This is a genomic window from Streptomyces sp. NPDC050548 (assembly GCF_044457385.1).
Taxonomy (GTDB): Bacteria; Actinomycetota; Actinomycetes; order Streptomycetales; family Streptomycetaceae; genus Streptomyces.
In genome coordinates this window covers 34,784-47,398 of the sequence record NZ_JBITGV010000001.1, presented here as the reverse complement: position 1 = coordinate 47,398, position 12,615 = coordinate 34,784, and the positions used below count along the sequence as shown (strand labels likewise).

The window sequence follows — 12,615 nt, the reverse complement described above, 5'->3', positions numbered from 1 at the left end:
GCGCGCAGTTCCCCGCGCCCCTTCAGGGGCGCTGATCTGGGCGTACTGCTCCGAGGATGGGGTAGGACGCCACAGGTGACACCTGGACCTTCTCGCCCGTGCGGGGGGCCTGGACCACCTGGCCCGCGCCCAGGTACATCGCCACATGCGTGGCTTCGGGGAAGTAGATCACCAGGTCGCCGGGGCGCAGCTCCTTCAGTGGGACTCTGGGGAGTTGCGCCCACTGCTCTTCACTCGTCCTCGGGATCGGGGTGCCCGCGTTGCCCCACGCCTCCGACGTGAGGCCCGAGCAGTCGTACGCCTTCGGGCCCTCCGCGCCCCACTCGTACGGTTTGCCGATCTGCTGTACGGCGTAGCGCAACGCCCGGTCTCCCGCACGTGAGGGCCCGCGGTCGTCGGTGCCCAACGCACCTGAAGTGACCAACTTCTGCTGGGCCTTGTCGACGTCGGTCTTCTCGAAGGCGGCGAGGGCGGTGAGTTGGTCCGGGGTGAGGGCGGCGAGGAGCTTCTCGACGTCCGCCAGACGATTCCGTACGTCGTCGCGGTCCTTCTTCTGCCGTGCGGCCAGGGTGAGTTGGGTGTCGAGGGCCTTGCGGGCCGCGCGGGCCAGGCCGTCGCTCTTCCTCTCGCTGCCGACCAGTCGGCCCACCGTCTCGGCCCGCTCGCGCGCCAACTGCCCGATGACATGGCCCTCGTCGAGCGCGTGCTGCGGATCACGGGCGAGGAGCAGTCGTACGTACGGGGAGATGGCCGTGCTGTTCTGGTACTGCTCGCGGGCCAGCCGGCCGGCGGCGCCGCGGCTGTCGTGCAGGGTGAGGCGGGCGCGGGCGAGTTCGGAGTCGAGGCGGTCGACCTCCGCGCGCTGCTTGGTCAGCTGTTCCTCGGTGGCGTTGTACGTCTCCGTGGCCTGTTCGGCGTCCCGGTACAGCGTCTGAAGGTCCGTCAGCAGCTCGGCCACGGGCCGCTGTCCGGGCGCCTGTGGATCGGGTACGGCCGCGGCGGGCAGCGGTGCGAGGACGGTGCCGGCCGCCACCGCAGCCGTACAGACCAGACGCAGAAGCCTTCCTGACACGTCATCACCTCCGGTGCGCGGCGGCACTTCCGCCCCGCATCGTGAGCATCAGACGGGGGCGCCGGGTCCGCGCGCCGGGTGTGCGCGGTTCGGCGCAACATCGTCACCCGTGGGTGTCCTCCGGCTTGCCGCCCGGCGTGGCGTCTGGTGCGGGGTCCGGTTTGGACCAGGGCCAGCGCAGGCCGCCGCCGCGCTTCCCCTCCGGGTCGAACTCGTACTTCCAGCCCTTGGGCAGCCCGAGCCGCTTGCTGTGGGCGCGGGGCACCCGGCGGTAGACGAGGATCGTGGGCGGGCCGCCGGCGTCGTCGGGGACCGGGATGCGGTAGGTCTTCGGCGGGTTCCCGGTGGGCCCGACCAGCACCGGCAGGGACCGCCCGTCCATGGGGCCGCCCTCGAACGGGGTCTCTTCGCTCTTCACGGGATCAGTGTCGGCCATCCGCCGCGAGGGCCCGGACAAGCTCGGCGGTCTGCGGGTCCCGCCGGGCCGTCACCGACAGCACCGCCGCGAACTGCTCGACCAGCCAGTCCCGCAGCTCGTCGACGGGCGGCTGCTTGTCCTCGTCGAGCCAGATGAGGGAGGCCGCCTCCACGGCCGTGATCCACATCCGTACGGTCATCCGCAGCCGTGGGCCCGGTTCGGCGACGCCGAGATGGCTGAGGATGTGCACGGCGGCGGCCCGCCGGACCCCGTCCACGATGGCCGTCGTACGGGATGTCTCCACGACGCTCCCGCCCTGGAGCAGCGCGCTGAACCCGGCGTCGTGCTGGTCGACGAAGCCGAGGTAGCGGTCGAGGGCGCGGGCGAGACGGGGGAGGAGGGGGCCCTCGCGCGGTTCGTCGAAGCACTGCTGGAGTTCCTCGGCGGCGGAACGCAGGGCGGCTTCGTAGAGCTGCTGCTTGCCGCCCGGGAAGTACCTGTACACCAGGGGGCGGGAGACCCCGGCCGCTTCCGCCACGTCGTCGAGGGAGACCTCCTCGGGCGCGCGGTGCGCGAAGAGGGTGAGGGCGGCGTCGAGGAGCTGGCTTCGTCGCTCCTCGACGTTGAGACGGCGGTAGGCGGGCGCGGCAGGGGGCATGGGTGCAGGGTAGTCGGGCGGGTGCGGGTGCGCCGTGGCTGGTCGCGCCCACGCGGCGGAGCCGCAAATCGATACAGCCCCGCGCCCCCAAAGACGGACCGGTCCAGGCGCTTTTAGGGGCGCGGGGAACTGCGCGACCAGCCCCCACCGGCCCGCACTGTGAACTCAAGCCAGCAACCCCGAAGCCCTCCACAACCGTCGCCCCACCCCCCTCAGCACCCCGATGTCGTCCAAGAAGTCCGTCAGCTTCTTCGACCCGCTCTGCATGACCTCCCGCCGATGCCCACTCGCCCGCACCTGCGCCACCGCCTCCCGCCGATCCAGTCCCACATTCGTGTACACCTCGGGATTCACGAAGGCGACCGAGAAGACCCGCGCGAACTCACCGGACGTGACCCGAGTGAACTCCTGCGACCACCGCGGCGCGGTGACCATCTGGCGCCTCAACTCCTCCCGGGCGTAACGGACATGACGTGCCTCCTCGACGACATGGATGCGTGTCACGCCCCGCACCAACGGCTGCACCCGCTCGTCCGGGAACGTCAACCTCTGCATCCAGTCGAGGACTTCCTCCCCGAGCAGCGTCGCGGTGAAGGAACCGGGCGTCGTGGAGACCGTCTTGAACAGCCGTCCCAGGTTCTGGTGGGCCCGGCTCACCGGATACCAGGGCGCGTCCCCGCGGGAGATCAGCCGCGCGAACATCTTCGAGTGCCGGCACTCGTCCTCGATCTCGGTGAGCGCGTAGCGCACATGCGCACTCGTCGCCGCCTTGTCGTAGATGTGCCGGACGAGCAGCTGCATCAGGATCAGCTCGAACCAGATGCCGAGCGAGGCGAGGGCCGCGGCCTCGTGCTGGGAGAGCAGGATCCGCTGTTCCTCGCCCATCCGCCGCCACAGCGGGGTGTCGTACAGCGAGACCAGTTCCGGCGGCCAGAACCACTTGCCGTCCTCGTAGGGCGCGTCCCAGTCGAGTTCCTTGTCGGGGTCGAAGGAGTGCCTGGCGGAGGAGGCGAGCAGCCGCTCGGCCACCTGCTCGCGGTCCTTGAGCAGGCCGAGCGCGTCGCGCAGCCCGTCGACCGCGTCGGCTTCGGTCAGGGTCGTCATGGTTCTCCCACCTCGCACGTCGGCGTGTTACCCGGGGTCACGTCCTCCGAAGTCTTATGAGACTGCTTGTCAGCAAGCTCGTCAATCCCTCCGTTCGCAAGTTCTGCGTATTCCGCATGTACGGTGCTGTCGTGTCCATGCCTCCGCCGCCGCAGCAGCCGCCGTATCCCCAACAGCCGCAACCCCAGCCGCCATATCCGCAGCAGTACCCTCAACAGCCTTATCCCGCCCAGCAGTTCGGGCCGCAGCAGCAGCCCTACGGCCAGCCCCCGTACGGTCAACAGCCCTACGGCTGGGGTGCTCCTCCGCCCGGGTTCCCGCCGCCCCCGAAGAAGCGCGGGCTCGGGTTCGTGCTGGGCGTCGTCGGTGGCGGGCTCGGTGCGGCGGGAGTGGTCTTCATGGCCGTCGTGCTGACGGTCGGAAGCCAGACCGCCACCCGGTTTCCCGCGGCCGACTTCGTGCTGACCCTGCCCAAGACGCTGGCCGACGGCCGCTTCGAACTCGCCGACGACCTCTCGGACACCGAGGGGCAGAAGATCGAGCAGGAGGCGGACGGCGCCTGGGACGCCAAGGACACCGTGGGGGTCGTCGGGACGTACACCCTGAACGGCGACGCCACCAAGGGCACGTTGGTGCTGTCGGGGATGTACGGCCGCTTCAAGAACACGGACGAGGCCCGCGAGGGCATGTTGAAGGGCACCGGTGAGGTGGACGGGGTGACCGTCGCCGTACCGCCCAAGGACTTCGTCGAGGGCGGGGTCACGATCTCCTGCGAGGTGATCAGCCAGAAGAAGCTCAGCGTCACCGTCACCTATCCGGCCTGTGCCTGGGCCGACGGCAACACCGCCGCCGACGTCGCCTGGACCACCGCGGCGACCCTCACCCAGGACCCCTCGGACGTCGACCTGGCGCTCTCCGCGAAGATGACCCTCCAGGTCCGCTCGGAGACCAGGAAGGCCAAGTGACCCCGGCCCGCCGCAGTCTGGAGGGCCTCGCCCTCGGCGACGCGTTCGGCGAGCGCTGGTTCCCGCTCTTCCGCGAACCCCGCCGGGCCTACGACGAGGTCCGCGCCCGGCGCACCCCGGAGGAACCGGAGTGGCACTGGACGGACGACACGGCGATGGCCCTCGGCATCCTCCGGGTGCTCGACGAGCACGGGGAGATCCGACAGGAGCCCCTCGCCCGGGCTTTCGCGCTCGGCTACGACGCCGATCCGGCCCGGGGATACGGCCACGGCATGCACCAGTTGCTGCCCGTGGTGCTCCAGGAACCGCACCGCTGGCGGGAGTTGGCGCGCGAGCTGTTCGACGGCCAGGGCAGCCTCGGCAACGGTGCCGCGATGCGCGCCGCCCCGCTGGGCGCGTGGTTCCACGAGGACCTCGACCGGGTCGTGATCCAGGCGACCCTGTCCGCCGAGGTCACCCACGCCCACCCGGAGGGCATCGCGGGCGCGGTCGCCGTGGCCGTCGCCGCCGCGCTCTCCGTGCGGCGGGAGCTGACCCTGGAGGCCGTGGCGGCGCGGACGCCCGAAAGCGCCGTGAGGGAAGGGCTGTCGCGGGCCGTCGAGGTGCCGTTCGCCACCGAGCCGTGGCGGGCCGCCGACCTCCTCGGCAACGGTCAGCGCGTCCGCGCCGACGACACCGTCCCCTTCGCCGTCTGGTCGGCCGCCCGGCACCCCGACGACCTGACCTCCGCCCTGTGGACCACCGCCGAGGGCTTCGGTGACGTCGACACCACCTGCGCCATCACCGGCGGCGTGGTGGCGGCCCGGACGGGACTCGACGGCGTGCCGCAGGACTGGCTGCGGCGCCGTGAGCCCCTGCCCGGACCCCGGACCTAGACCGAACAGCCAAGCCCCTCAGGGATGTCGACCGGCGCGGCCGGCTCCGCGCCCTGGGGCGGGAACGACGTTCGCAGGGTGAACGCGTACGGGGTCGGGCCGTGGGCGCGGAGGTGCAGGACGCGTTCCTCCGCCTCCGCGACCGTGGGGCGGTGGCCCGCCGGGACCCACCACGGCGCCGCCATCGCCTCCCGCATCCGCTCGAACCACTCGCGGCGGCGGGCCAGCAACTCCCGGTGCTGCCCTTGGTACATGAACGCGGTCAGGGTGTTCGTGTGGCGCCACACGAAGCCCTCGGCCGCGTCGGCGACGGCGTTCACGGGGTCGAGGGCGTCCACGAAGTCCTTCAACTCCGGGGAGTCCAGTGGGAATTGGAGTCGGCCGATGTTGACCTGGGCGAGTTCGTACGCGGGTACTGTCAACGGCTCAGTCATGACCGAACGGTAGGTCGGGAGCATCGCCCGCCGGCACCCCTGTCTCACAAACCGAGCACCGCCTCCATCACCGCCTTCGCGATCGGCGCCGCGTCCCCGCCCCCGCTGATGTCCGAGCGGTCGGCCGACGCGTCCTCCACCACCACCGCGACCGCCACCTTCGGCTCCATGTCCCGCTCGCCCTGCGCCCAGGACACGAACCAGGCATACGGCGTACCGGAGTTGCCGATGCCGTGCTGCGCGGTGCCGGTCTTGCCGCCGACCGTGGCACCGGGGATCGCCGCGTTCGTGCCGGTGCCTTCCGTGACCACGTCCTCCATGAGTTCCTTCATCTGTACGGCAGTTGCGGGGTGCATGGCCTGGCGGACCGGGCGGGACGATCCGGCCGTCGACACCGTCTCGCCGCCCCGCCTCGTCGTGCGCTCCACGAGATACGGCTGCCGCACCTGCCCCCCGTTCGCGACCGCCGCCGCGACCATCGCCATCTGCAACGGCGTGGCCCGCGTGTTGTACTGGCCGATCGACGACAGCGCCAACTGGGCTTTGTCCACCGAGGTGTCGAAGGTGCTGGGGGAGACGGAGAACGGGATCCGCACGCCGGTGTCGTTGAAGCCGAACGCCTCCGCCGTGCCGCTCATGTTCCGTACGCCGACATCCACGCCCAGCTTCGCGAACACCGTGTTGCACGACCACTCGAAGGCGGAGCGCAGCGGCGCGTCCGCGCAGCCGTCGCCCTCGTTCGTGAGGGTCGTCGAGGTGCCGGGCAGTGTGTACGGGTCGGGGGACTTCGTCGCCGCGTCCAGGTCCGTCACCACCCCGGCGTCCAGCGCCGCCGCCGCGGTGACCACCTTGAACGTCGAACCCGGCGGATAGGTCTGCCGTGCCGCCCGGTTGAGCATCGGCTTGTCCGGGTCGGCGTTCAGGCGGGCCCAACTGCGGTTCGCGGTACGGCCGTTGCCCGAGAGCGCGCCCGGGTCGTAGGACGGGGTGGAGACCAGGGCGAGGATGCGGCCGGTGGACGGCTCGATCGCGGCCACCGCGCCCGTGCGGGTGCCGAGCCCGTCGTAAGCGGCCTTCTGCGCGGCCGGGTCGAGGGTGGTGACGACGTTGCCGCCGGGGTTCTGAGAGCGGGTCAGGTCGTTCCACAGGGGGAACGGCGAGAGCATCTCGTCGGTGCCGGAGAGGATGCCGTCCTCGGAGTGCTCCAGGAACGTCGTGCCGTACTCCTGCGAGGCGAAGCCGGTGACCGGCGCGTACAACGGGCCGTCCTTGTACGTCCGTTCGTAGCGGAGCTGCTCGCCGGAGTCCCGGGAGCCGGTGATCGACCTGCCGCCGACGAGGATGGCGCCGCGCGGCTGGTCGTAACGGGCGATCGTCTGGCGGCGGTTGGCGGGATTGTCGTCGTAGGAGGGGGAGCGGAAGACCTGGATGCGGGTGGCGTTCACCAGCAGGGCGAGCAGGAGCAGGGTGCAGAAGGCCGCCGCCAGGCGGATGTGGCGGGTCATGGCGTCGGTCACGCTGCCACCTCGATGTCGTAGCCGGACTGGCGGCGGGCCGAGTCGCTGATCCGGATCAGCAGGGCCACGATCGCCCAGTTGGTGACGACCGAGGAGCCGCCCTGGGCGAGGAACGGCATCGCCATGCCCGTCAGCGGGATCAGGCCGGTCACCCCGCCCGCGATCACGAACACCTGGAGCGCGACGATCGAGGCGAGGCCGACCGCGAGCAGCCGGCCGAAGGGGTCGCGCAGCGCCAGGCCCGCCCGATAGCCGCGCTCCACGAGCAGGCCGTAGAGGATGAAGATCGCGGAGAGGCCGGCCAGGCCCAACTCCTCGCCCGCCGTCGCCAGGATGAAGTCCGACTTCGCGGCGAAGCCGATCAGGATCGAGTGGCCGAGGCCCAGGCCCGTGCCGAGCATGCCGCCGGCCGCGAACGCGAAGAGGGACTGGGCGAGTTGGTTGGGTCCCTGGCCCGCGTCGATCGACGCGAAGGGGTGCAGCCAGTCCAGGACGCGGCTGTGGACGTGCGGTTCGAGGCGGCCGACCGCGACCGCGCCGAGGGCCGCGAGCAGCAGGCCGACCGCGATCCAGCCGGTGCGGCCGGTGGCGACGTAGAGAAGGGTCACGAACAGGCCGAAGAAGAGGAGCGAGGTGCCCAGGTCGCGTTCCAGGACCAGGACGCCGACGCTGATCAGCCAGATCGCGACGATCGGGCCGAGGACGCGGCCGGTGGGGAGCTGGAGGCGCCAGACGCGGCGGCCGGCGTAGGCGAGCGCGTTGCGGTTGGCCGCCAGATACGCGGCGAAGAAGATCGCGAGCAGCACCTTCGCGAACTCGCCCGGCTGGATGGAGAATCCGGCGATCCGGATCCAGATCCGGGCCCCGTTCACGGCCGGGAAGAGGACCGGGAGGGTGAGGAGGACGAGCGCGGCCGCCACGCACACATACGCGTAGCGCTGGAGCACGCGGTGGTCCCGGAGGGCGAGGACCACGACGATGAAGAGCGTCACGCCCAGGGTGGACCACACGAGTTGGGTGGGGGCCGCCCGGTCGCCCGGGGTCTCCAGGTCGAGCCGGTAGATCAGGACCAGGCCGAGACCGTTGAGGAGCACCCCGATCGGCAGGAGCAGGGGGTCGGCGTACGGGGCCCGCAGCCGCACCGCGAGGTGGGCCAGCAGGGCGAGTACGCCGAGCCCGGCGCCGTAGCCGGCGGCGCCGGGCGGGACCGTGCCGTTCTTGGCGATACCGACAGCGCAGTAGCCGTACACCGAGAGGAGTACGGCTACGACGATGAGGGTGAGTTCGATGCCACGGCGCCGGGGGAGGCGCACAGCGGGTGCGGGAAGGTCCGCTGTGACGGTGGTTCCGGCGTTGGTCATGTCCGGAACTTACCCAAATGGGACGGGTTGTGTGCCTTGGGTGGCGAGTGTGTCTCGCCCGTCAGCACCAGCGGGGGGCCGCGCCGATGTTGTCGATGTAGCGCGCCGAACCCCAGGCCCAGGTGCCGTCCGTGAGCAGGTACCAGAGGTGGTTGCCCTGGACGTTGGAGCCGCGGGTCTTGCAGAAGATCGACACGTGCTCACCGCGGTAGGCGTACCGGATGATCCTGCTGCCGCGGTCCGGCCGGGAACGCAGGGCCAGCTGGCTCGCCGTCACGACACCCCGGTACAGGCGCGGGTGGTTGTCGTGGTCGCCGTGCTGGTTGTAGTCCCCACGGCCGTCGTCGTCACCGCGGCCGTCGGAGTCCTCGTCGCCGCGCTGGTTCCAGTCGTCGTCGTCCTGGGGGCGGCTGACGCTCTGGTCCTGGTCGCCCCATTCGTCGTCGGCCACGGCGGGCGTGATGGCGGCGCCGGTGACGAGAGCACCGGCGGCGACCGCTATACCGATACGACGGAGAGAGAGGCTGAGGGACATGGGGGTACCTCCATGAATGGGGCGAACCTGACTAATCGCCACATTAGGGGGAGGGGGGCGGGCCTCGCGTGTCATGTTGGTCCACACGAGCAAGCCCCTGTCTTTTAGGGGCGCGGGGAACTGCGCGACCAGCCCCCACCGGCGCGCACCCGACAAACAACCACTCTCATCGCAACGTCAGAGTAGCCAGCGCCCCGCCGTCCCCCTCCATATTGCTGAACTCCAACCGCGCCCCCAACACCTCCGCCTGCCCGAGCGCAATGGTCAACCCCAGCCCATGCCCGGTCGCACCCCCCTCCGTACGGAACCGCTGCGGCCCATGCTCCAGGAGATACCCCGGGTACCCGTCCCCGTGATCCCGGACGGTCACCACCGCCCCGTCCACGGTCACCACCACCGGCCCCCGCCCGTGCCGATGCGCGTTGGCGACCAGATTCCCGAGCACCCGCTCCAGCCGCCGCCGGTCCGTCTCCACCCACGCGTCCCGTACGACGACGACCTCCGTGTCCGTCCCCGACGCCAGGACCACCCGCCCGGCCACCGCCCCCAACTGCTCGGTGCCCAGCTCCAGTTTCTCCCGCCGGGTGTCGAGGCGGGAGATCTCCAGCAGGTCCTCGGTGAGCGTGCGCAACGCGGCCACCCGGTCCCGCACCAGCTCGGTCGGCCGCCCCGGCGGCAGCAGTTCGGCCGCCGCGTGCAGCCCGGTCAGCGGGGTGCGCAACTCGTGCGCCACGTCCGCCGTGAACCGCTGCTCGGTCAGCAGCTTGCCCTGCAACGAGGAGGCCATCGTGTCGAGCGCGGCGGCCACCGCGGCCACCTCGTCCTGCGGCCGGCTCGCGTCCTTCGTACGGGGATCGTCGACCCGCGCGTCCAGGTCGCCGGCGCTGATCCGCCGGGCCACCTGCGCGGTCCCGTGCAGCCGCCGGGTCACCCGGGTCACCGCGAACGCGCCGACCAGCAGGGTCGCCCCGATCGCCAGCGCCGAGGACCACACGATCGCCCGGTCGAGCCCGGCGATGGTGTCCGCGCCCTGCGAGTAGTCGACCGCCACGGCCAGCACCCGCCCGCCGTCGGCCGGTCCCGCCGCCCACATCGTGGGCCGGCCCCGGCGCTTGCCGACCATCGTGCCCCGGTCGCCGTCCGAGGCCAGTCGCCGCAGGGGCACGGGCAGACTCGCGGGGTCGACACCGGCGCCGTGCAGCAGCGAGTCCCCGGCCTCGTACTGTGATGTCGCCGTCCGCAGCCGCGACAGCGCCAGTTCGCGGGCCTGGCCGACGGTCCGGTCGGTCACCGACACATGCACGAGCACGCCGAGCAGGGCGGCCAGCGCGCAGCACATCACCGTGATGAACGCGGCGGACTTGAAGGCGAGGGTCCCGGCCCACCGGGGCAGCGCGAGCCCCGTCACGAGGTCGCCGCGGGCACGGGCGCGGGTGTCGCGCGACGGACCCCGTGCTTACGGCTGCCCGTGCGCAGGAACTCGTCGTGGGTCAGCAGCATCGCCTTCTGGTCGGCGTCCCAGGTCCACTGCACGCGGTACTCGTACCCCGCCAGCTCCGAAGGCGAGCGGATGATCACCGAATGCCCGGCCAGCTCGACCCCGCTCACCGCGTCGTCGTTGGCCATGACCTGCACGAGCCGGTGGTTCTCGACGGTGTAGACCCGCACGGCCGTCATCTTGGTGGGCAGCAGCCGGAAGCCGAGCGTCAGGTCGTCGTGTCCGTCACCGGTCAGGTCGCGGTAGTACGGCTTGAGAACGGGACACCGGCTCCGGTCCCCGCCCTTCGCGCAGTCGCCGATCTGCTCGGCGGTTCCCCGGTACGGCGCCTTGGAGCCGCCGTAGTCGCTCGGGTTGGCGGCGATCTCGGCCCGTACGACGGCGATCGGGTCCACCTTGCGGATGTCGTCCCCGGGGATGGTGACGCCCTTCACGATCTCGGTGTCGGCCTCGTCGAAGTCGTAGGCGGGGGAGGCGGCGGGCGACATGTTCGGCCAGAGCCTGGCGGGGCTGGTCGCCGTAGGGGTCGCGCCCGCGCCGCGCAGTGCGCCGGTGTCGCCGCAGGCCACCGCGGTCGTGAGCAGCAGGGTGACGACGGCGGTGGTGCGGGCGGGGCGACGGAACAGCACCCAGACACCCTATTCGTACGGAAGTCCTTTTTGTTCGCGCCCCTCGGTGGGCCGGGGGAAACGATTACTCGGCAGCTCGGAGGGCCGGCTACTCGGCCAGCTCCTCCAGCAGCCGGGCCGTGGACAGTCCCGCCCGCAGATACTCCACGAACAGTTCGTTGTGCAGCGCCCACGGCGAGCGGCGGGTGCGGATCAGCCGTATCGCCTCCTCGGTGGAGTACCCGCGCCGGACCAGCGCGTGCGCGACCACCAGCCCCGACCTGTTGTAGCCGTGATAGCAGCGGACGAGGACCTTCCGCCCGTCGTCCAGCGCGTCGCACGCGGCCCGGGCCAGCCGCATCACGCCCGCGAGCTGCGTCCCGTCCAGCGGCCCGTCCGGAATCGGCCACACATGGTGCTCGACGCCGGAGTCGGGCCCGTGTCCCGGCAGCCGCAGCAGTGTCTGCACGAGATCGAACTCGTCGCGCACCACCGCGAACTCCCGTTGCCCCGAGCGCCCTCTGAACTCGTGCCCGCCCATCCACAGACCGGTGACGATCTCGCTCCACGGAGTGTCCGGAGCGGGTACGTCTGGTTGCTTCCTGCGCGTCCGCAACGGCGCCTCCCCAAGCCCCAGCGACTGACCCAAAGGTAACCGGGTTCTTGCCCCTTGAGCACCCCGCCTGTTCCCATGGTCGAGGGGTGATGGCGCATGAGTGGACTACGCGTCGTACCGACCTGGCGCCACGGTCAGGAACGGCTGTACGTCTGTCACACGGACGGAAGGAACGTCGCCTGGTACGACCGGGAGGCGGCCAGGATCAACCTGCTCAGCGAGGACAGCAGAGAGGACGTGCTGCACGCCCTCGGTCCCTTCCTCACCGGCCCGGTCACGATCGGCCCGCCACCGGTGCCGACACCCGCGGAACTCGCGCGGCTCAGCCTCCACCCCGACGACGACCTGGCACCCAACCGCCCCGGCGAGGCGCTCCACCTGGCCCTCGACCGGGACCCGGGCCCGCAGCACCGGATCCGCCCCGACCAGCGCCGCCGCGCCCTCACCGCAGAACAGGCCGTGGGCGAGGCCCTGGACGCACTCGACGGCGCCGGCTGGCACACCCTCCACTCGATCCCGCTCCCCGGCGGCGACCGCCTCCACCACCTGGTGATCGGCCCGGGCGGCCTCTTCGCCGTACACGCGCTGTACGCCCGTAAACAACGGGTCCGCATCGCCGACCCCATGATCACCCTGGGCCGCCGCGACCCGCTCCCCCTCCTCCGCCGCGTCCGCTCCGACGCAGGCCGCGCGTCCTACGCCCTCACCGCCGAGGTCCATCCGGTCCTGGCCCTCGTCGCCCCGACGGACATCTCGGTGACGACCCCACTCCGAGAGGTCCGCGTACTCCAGGACACGGAACTCCCCGGACTGGCAAGGACGGGCGGCGTGTTGAAGCCGGCGGACGTGGAGGCCCTGCACGCGATGGCCAGGGACCGGCATACGTGGGGGAAGGTGTGACGCCTGCATCATCCAGCCCGTCCGGCGTTTGAGGACGAGGCCCCTTCAGGGCCG

General features: G+C 71.4%; 14 protein-coding genes. 3 read left to right on the top strand and 11 right to left on the bottom strand.

Annotated elements, in window-relative coordinates:
* Positions 1-22: 22 nt before the first annotated feature.
* From ACIBJH_RS00205 to ACIBJH_RS00190, 4 genes are all read right to left on the bottom strand, one after another.
* Positions 23-1,072, bottom strand: a complete 1,050-nt coding sequence (locus tag ACIBJH_RS00205) for an NlpC/P60 family protein (RefSeq protein WP_399114623.1) — start codon at positions 1,070-1,072, stop codon at positions 23-25.
* A 103-nt stretch (positions 1,073-1,175) separates the two neighbouring features.
* Entirely contained in the window at positions 1,176-1,490 is a 315-nt protein-coding gene (locus tag ACIBJH_RS00200) for a hypothetical protein (RefSeq protein ID WP_399114622.1), read from the bottom strand.
* 4 nt (positions 1,491-1,494) lie between these two features.
* A complete protein-coding gene (locus ACIBJH_RS00195) occupies positions 1,495-2,148 on the bottom strand; it encodes a TetR/AcrR family transcriptional regulator (protein WP_399114621.1) in 654 nt (217 codons plus the stop codon).
* A 165-nt stretch (positions 2,149-2,313) separates the two neighbouring features.
* The gene (locus ACIBJH_RS00190; protein WP_399114620.1) at positions 2,314-3,252 is read right to left on the bottom strand and encodes a diiron oxygenase; all 939 of its coding nucleotides are present in this window, start codon (positions 3,250-3,252) and stop codon (positions 2,314-2,316) included.
* A 137-nt stretch (positions 3,253-3,389) separates the two neighbouring features.
* Here ACIBJH_RS00190 and ACIBJH_RS00185 point away from each other — a divergent pair, with 137 nt between their 5' ends.
* Both ACIBJH_RS00185 and ACIBJH_RS00180 read left to right on the top strand, forming a co-directional pair.
* Positions 3,390-4,217: a hypothetical protein gene (locus ACIBJH_RS00185; protein WP_399115567.1), complete on the top strand. Its 828-nt coding sequence runs from the start codon at positions 3,390-3,392 to the stop codon at positions 4,215-4,217.
* The gene (locus ACIBJH_RS00180) at positions 4,214-5,092 is read left to right on the top strand and encodes an ADP-ribosylglycohydrolase family protein (protein WP_399114619.1); all 879 of its coding nucleotides are present in this window, start codon (positions 4,214-4,216) and stop codon (positions 5,090-5,092) included. The genes ACIBJH_RS00185 and ACIBJH_RS00180 overlap by 4 nt, the downstream gene beginning before the upstream one ends.
* On the opposite strand, the gene ACIBJH_RS00175 is transcribed toward ACIBJH_RS00180, so the two are convergent.
* From ACIBJH_RS00175 to ACIBJH_RS00145, 7 genes are all read right to left on the bottom strand, one after another.
* The gene (locus ACIBJH_RS00175; RefSeq protein ID WP_399114618.1) at positions 5,089-5,526 is read right to left on the bottom strand and encodes a DUF3291 domain-containing protein; all 438 of its coding nucleotides are present in this window, start codon (positions 5,524-5,526) and stop codon (positions 5,089-5,091) included. The genes ACIBJH_RS00180 and ACIBJH_RS00175 overlap by 4 nt on opposite strands.
* Positions 5,527-5,570: 44 nt before the next feature.
* Complete coding sequence (locus ACIBJH_RS00170; RefSeq protein ID WP_399115565.1) at positions 5,571-7,031, bottom strand: penicillin-binding transpeptidase domain-containing protein; 1,461 nt, start codon at positions 7,029-7,031, stop codon at positions 5,571-5,573.
* Between the two features lie 8 nt (positions 7,032-7,039).
* The gene (locus ACIBJH_RS00165) at positions 7,040-8,404 is read right to left on the bottom strand and encodes an FtsW/RodA/SpoVE family cell cycle protein (RefSeq protein WP_399114617.1); all 1,365 of its coding nucleotides are present in this window, start codon (positions 8,402-8,404) and stop codon (positions 7,040-7,042) included.
* A gap of 61 nt (positions 8,405-8,465) precedes the next feature.
* Entirely contained in the window at positions 8,466-8,939 is a 474-nt protein-coding gene (locus tag ACIBJH_RS00160) for an SH3 domain-containing protein (RefSeq protein ID WP_399114616.1), read from the bottom strand.
* Positions 8,940-9,105: 166 nt separating this feature from the next.
* A complete protein-coding gene (locus ACIBJH_RS00155) occupies positions 9,106-10,347 on the bottom strand; it encodes an ATP-binding protein (protein ID WP_399114615.1) in 1,242 nt (413 codons plus the stop codon).
* Entirely contained in the window at positions 10,344-11,066 is a 723-nt protein-coding gene (locus tag ACIBJH_RS00150) for a hypothetical protein (RefSeq protein ID WP_399114614.1), read from the bottom strand. Before ACIBJH_RS00150 ends, ACIBJH_RS00155 begins: the two co-directional genes overlap by 4 nt.
* An 88-nt stretch (positions 11,067-11,154) precedes the next feature.
* On the bottom strand, positions 11,155-11,661 hold the full coding sequence (locus ACIBJH_RS00145; RefSeq protein WP_399114613.1) for a dual specificity protein phosphatase family protein: 507 nt from the start codon (positions 11,659-11,661) through the stop codon (positions 11,155-11,157).
* 96 nt (positions 11,662-11,757) lie between these two features.
* Between ACIBJH_RS00145 and ACIBJH_RS00140 the strand changes: the two genes are divergently transcribed.
* Positions 11,758-12,561: a nuclease-related domain-containing protein gene (locus tag ACIBJH_RS00140; RefSeq protein WP_399114612.1), complete on the top strand. Its 804-nt coding sequence runs from the start codon at positions 11,758-11,760 to the stop codon at positions 12,559-12,561.
* The last annotated feature ends 54 nt before the right edge of the window (positions 12,562-12,615 follow it).

Bases quoted from the DNA above. Each gene is read 5' to 3' on its own strand.
- ACIBJH_RS00195 (WP_399114621.1), bottom strand. From the start codon at position 2,148: ATGCCCCCTGCCGCGCCCGCCTACCGCCGTCTCAACGTCGAGGAGCGA.
- ACIBJH_RS00190 (WP_399114620.1), bottom strand. From the start codon at position 3,252: ATGACGACCCTGACCGAAGCCGACGCGGTCGACGGGCTGCGCGACGCG.
- ACIBJH_RS00185 (WP_399115567.1), top strand. From the start codon at position 3,390: ATGCCTCCGCCGCCGCAGCAGCCGCCGTATCCCCAACAGCCGCAACCC.
- ACIBJH_RS00175 (WP_399114618.1), bottom strand. From the start codon at position 5,526: ATGACTGAGCCGTTGACAGTACCCGCGTACGAACTCGCCCAGGTCAAC.
- ACIBJH_RS00170 (WP_399115565.1), bottom strand. From the start codon at position 7,031: ATGACCCGCCACATCCGCCTGGCGGCGGCCTTCTGCACCCTGCTCCTG.
- ACIBJH_RS00165 (WP_399114617.1), bottom strand. From the start codon at position 8,404: ATGACCAACGCCGGAACCACCGTCACAGCGGACCTTCCCGCACCCGCT.
- ACIBJH_RS00160 (WP_399114616.1), bottom strand. From the start codon at position 8,939: ATGTCCCTCAGCCTCTCTCTCCGTCGTATCGGTATAGCGGTCGCCGCC.
- ACIBJH_RS00140 (WP_399114612.1), top strand. From the start codon at position 11,758: ATGAGTGGACTACGCGTCGTACCGACCTGGCGCCACGGTCAGGAACGG.